General features: G+C 74.4%; 5 protein-coding genes. 3 read left to right on the forward strand and 2 right to left on the reverse strand.

Annotation, left to right across the window (positions count from 1 at the left end):
- Together FNH08_RS47360 and FNH08_RS47365 are read left to right on the forward strand one after the other, a co-directional pair.
- Positions 1-534 (forward strand): hypothetical protein (locus tag FNH08_RS47360; protein ID WP_322726577.1); only part of this gene is annotated, 534 nt, incomplete at its 5' end.
- Complete coding sequence (locus tag FNH08_RS47365) at positions 531-1,247, forward strand: cupredoxin domain-containing protein (RefSeq protein WP_322726578.1); 717 nt, start codon at positions 531-533, stop codon at positions 1,245-1,247. The genes FNH08_RS47360 and FNH08_RS47365, both read left to right, overlap by 4 nt.
- Before the next feature lie 46 nt (positions 1,248-1,293).
- On the opposite strand, the gene FNH08_RS47370 is transcribed toward FNH08_RS47365, so the two are convergent.
- The gene (locus tag FNH08_RS47370) at positions 1,294-1,797 is read right to left on the reverse strand and encodes a CGNR zinc finger domain-containing protein (protein ID WP_152778092.1); all 504 of its coding nucleotides are present in this window, start codon (positions 1,795-1,797) and stop codon (positions 1,294-1,296) included.
- 139 nt (positions 1,798-1,936) lie between these two features.
- On the opposite strand from FNH08_RS47370, the gene FNH08_RS47375 reads away from it, so the two are divergent.
- Positions 1,937-2,296 carry a VOC family protein gene (locus tag FNH08_RS47375; protein ID WP_152778093.1) on the forward strand — a complete coding sequence of 120 codons (360 nt, stop codon included), beginning with the start codon at positions 1,937-1,939 and terminating at the stop codon, positions 2,294-2,296.
- A gap of 39 nt (positions 2,297-2,335) precedes the next feature.
- Here FNH08_RS47375 and FNH08_RS47380 read toward each other — a convergent pair.
- Positions 2,336-3,397, reverse strand: a 1,062-nt coding sequence (locus FNH08_RS47380; RefSeq protein WP_152778094.1) for a dipeptidase, incomplete at its 5' end; no start/stop codon positions are given.

Genomic DNA, 3,397 nt, shown 5'->3' on the forward strand with positions numbered 1-3,397 from the left:
CCGCCGGAGTCGCCCGGCGGGGCCGTCCGGCTGCCGCGGTCCGGCCGGTACGCCGTGGCGCCCGGCCGCTCGTTCGTCGAACTCACCGGCTGGTACGGCCCGTTGCCCACCCGGCGCCGCCGCGTCACCCTCACCGGGGCCTCACTGACCGTGCCGGACACCGACGTGTCCGACGAGGACGTGTCCGGCGCCGTCGCGTGCGGTCCTTCAGAACAGCCCGTTTTCCGCTTCGAGTTGGGCGGCCTCGGGCCGCGGTCCGCGCTCACCGCGTCCAGGGCGGTCCTCGTCTCCCAGCACGTCGAGCCCTTCGACGGCGGCCGCCGGCTGCGGCTGCTCGCCGATCTCGAACTGGGTGGCGTCCTCTTCCCCGCCCTGCTGTGGCTGCGCGTCGTCGAGCGCGCCGACGACCGGCTGCTCGTGGTGGGCACCGCCCGGCTGCCGTACCGCCTGTTGCGCCGGGCCACCGGGTTCCGGCTCGGCCGGCTGTGCCCCGCGACGCGGCTGCGGCTGCTGGTCGCCGCGGAGTTCTCGTGAGGGCGGCACGGCGGGCGGCCCTGGGTGCCGTGCTCGTCGTACTCGCCCTCCCCACCCTGCTGTTCGCGGCACCGGAGCGGGCGGCGGCCGCCTCGTACCGGGTGGTGATGAAGGGGTACGCCTTCGCTCCGGGGACGCTGACGGTCGACGTCGGCTCCACCGTGACCTGGACCAACCAGGACACGGCACCGCACGACGTGAAGACCACCTCGGGCCCGGCCTCGTTCCACTCCCCCATGCTGGACAAGGGGCAGAGCTGGAGCTTCACCTTCACCGAGGCCGGCTCGTACGGCTACTACTGCACCGTCCACCCGGACATGACGGCCGGCATCGTGGTCCGCGCCGCGGCGCCCGCGACACCGGCGGCGCCCGCCACCCACGACCACTCGGGGTCCTCGTCCGGGCAGCATCGTGCGACGGTGCCCGGGCGGGCCGCGACGGCGGTGACACCGAGCACGAGGGCACCTGCGGCGCGGACGACACATACCGCCCGCTCGCCGTCGGCGTCCCCCAGCATGTCCATGGCCTCTCCGGCGGCCGTGGACTCCCCGCCCACGACCACGGCACCGCAGGCCCAGCAGACCGTGTCGGCGGCCCGCCCCCTGGATCCGCTGCTCGTGCTGGCCGGGCTGGTGGCGGGCGTCGCCGTGCTGTGCCTGCTGCTGGTGGGCTCGCGCGCGGCGGCCTCGCGGGAGGGCGGCGGCGGGGACTAGAAGCCGCCCCCCAGGGCCTGTGGGACCGGCCCTGACCGGCCCTGGGTCAGGCTTTCGCGCGGTAGCGGCGCATCTTCGCGCGCGCCCCGCACACCGACATCGAGCACCAGCGACCGCGGCCCGCCGGGCTGCGGTCGTAGTACGCCCAGTGGCACTCGGGCAGTTCGCAGGCCTTGAGGCGGAGCCAGGTGCCCGCGGTGACCGCCTGGGCCACGGCCGCCGCGACGCGGGAGAGCAGCGGGCCCTCGTCGGCCGGGGCGAGGGCCGCCGAGCCGTCCCGCGCGTCGACCACGACGTACAGCGGCGCCCGCGCCAGCAGCTCGCCCAGGGGCGTCACCTCGTGGTGCGGCGGGTGGCCCGCGTGGGCCAGGCAGACGGCGCGGAGCGACTCGCGGAGTTCCCGGACGTCCGCGAGGTCCCCTTGAGTGATCCCGAAACGGTCCCGGCCCTCGGCGGTGTCCAGGACGTCGGCGCCCGACTCGATGTCGAGGGTGTTCACCAGGGCCTCCACCAGGGCGAGGCCGTCGGGTGCGGGCGCTCTCTCACTCATGCCAGCGACGGTACCTCCGATCGCGGCGTTCCCGATGACGGCGTTTTCCGCTTGCCGTGTTACCTCATGTGCGGCAGCATGAGGTAACCGTTACCGGTTGCCGCTGTGTATGGGTAACCAAGGCTTCGAGGAGGAAGTCATGGCTCTCGCCAAGCTGGGCGTCGTCGTCCTGGACTGTCCCGACCCGCGCGCGCTCGCCGGTTTCTACGCCGGGGTGCTGGGCGGCACCGTCGAGGGCGACGACGACTGGGTGGACCTGAAGGTGCCCGGCGGTCAGTCGCTGGCGTTCCAGGCCGCACCCGGTCACGTACCGCCGGCGTGGCCCGCGCCCGACGCCTCGCAGCAGTTCCACCTGGACCTGACCGTGGACGACATGGACGCGGCCGAGCAGGGGGTGCTGGCGCTGGGGGCGAAGCCGCTGGACGTGGAGGACCGGTCGCGGAACTGGCGGGTCTACGCGGACCCGGCGGGACACCCGTTCTGCCTCTGCGCCTGCTGATGCCTGCTGATCCGCACCGGAAGAAGGACTTCCTGGGAGCTACCCGTCCAGCTCCGTGATCCTCGCCGTCGACGGCTCCCGGCGCTGCCGGACCGTTTGGGCCGTGAAGTCGGTGCCGCGCAGGACGCGCTGGACGTTGCCCCAGGTGAGCAGGGCGAGCTGGTCCCCGGTCCAGCCGCGGGAGATGAGCTCGGCGACGAGGTGCGGCCAGCAGGAGGCGTCGGTGAGCTCCTGCGGGTGGGCGGCCCCGGAGTCGTACGTCCCGGACAGGCCGACGCACTCGGGGCCGGCGACCGCGCGCACATGGTCGAGGTGGTCCGCGACGTCCCGTACGGAGGGGCCCGTCTGCTCGGCGGTGAGCGGCACCAGGCACAGCCCCTGGGCGGTGCCGAGCTCCTCCAGGACCTCGTCGGGGAGGTTGGCCGGGTGGGGGCGCAGGGCGCGGGCTGCGGAGCGGGCGAACAGGACCGGGGCGCGGGACATCTCGAGGGTGCGTCGGATCGTGGCGTCGGAGGCACCGGAGAGGTCGATGAGCGCACCGAGGCGGTTCATCTCCCGGACGACCTCCTCACCGAACCGGGTCAGCCCGGCCTCGCCCGCCCAGGACACGCCCGAGAGCGTGAACACCTTCACGCCGAGGGTGTGCAGGCAGCGCAGGACGCCCAGGGAGTCGCCGAGGGCGGGGGCGCCGGCGGGGCCGAGGACGACGGCGACCCGGCCGCAGTTACGGGCCTCGATGACCTCCCCGGCGCTGCGGCTGAGGCGCAGTCCCTCGGGGTGGGTGTCCACCACCGCCCTGACCAGGTCCAACTGCTCCAGGGTGGCGCCGACGGCCCGGTCGCCGCTGAGCCGGTCCGGCAGGTGCAGCGAACAGAACAGCGCGCCCACGTGTCCCCGGCGCATCCGCGGCACATCGGTGTCCACGTCCCTCTCGCCGAGTTCCAGGTCCAGGTGGTACCAGGGGAAGTGGCGCAGCGCCGAGGGCAGTCCGCTGTAGCCGTCGGCTACGGGGTGCTCGGCGAGGAGGGCGTGGGCCTGCCCCAGGAGGTCGGCGGGGGCGTCGGCGGGGACGTCGGCGGGGGCTTCGGCGAAGGCTTCTGC

The organism is Streptomyces spongiae (genome assembly GCF_009377185.1).
Taxonomy (GTDB): domain Bacteria; phylum Actinomycetota; class Actinomycetes; order Streptomycetales; family Streptomycetaceae; genus Streptomyces; species Streptomyces spongiae.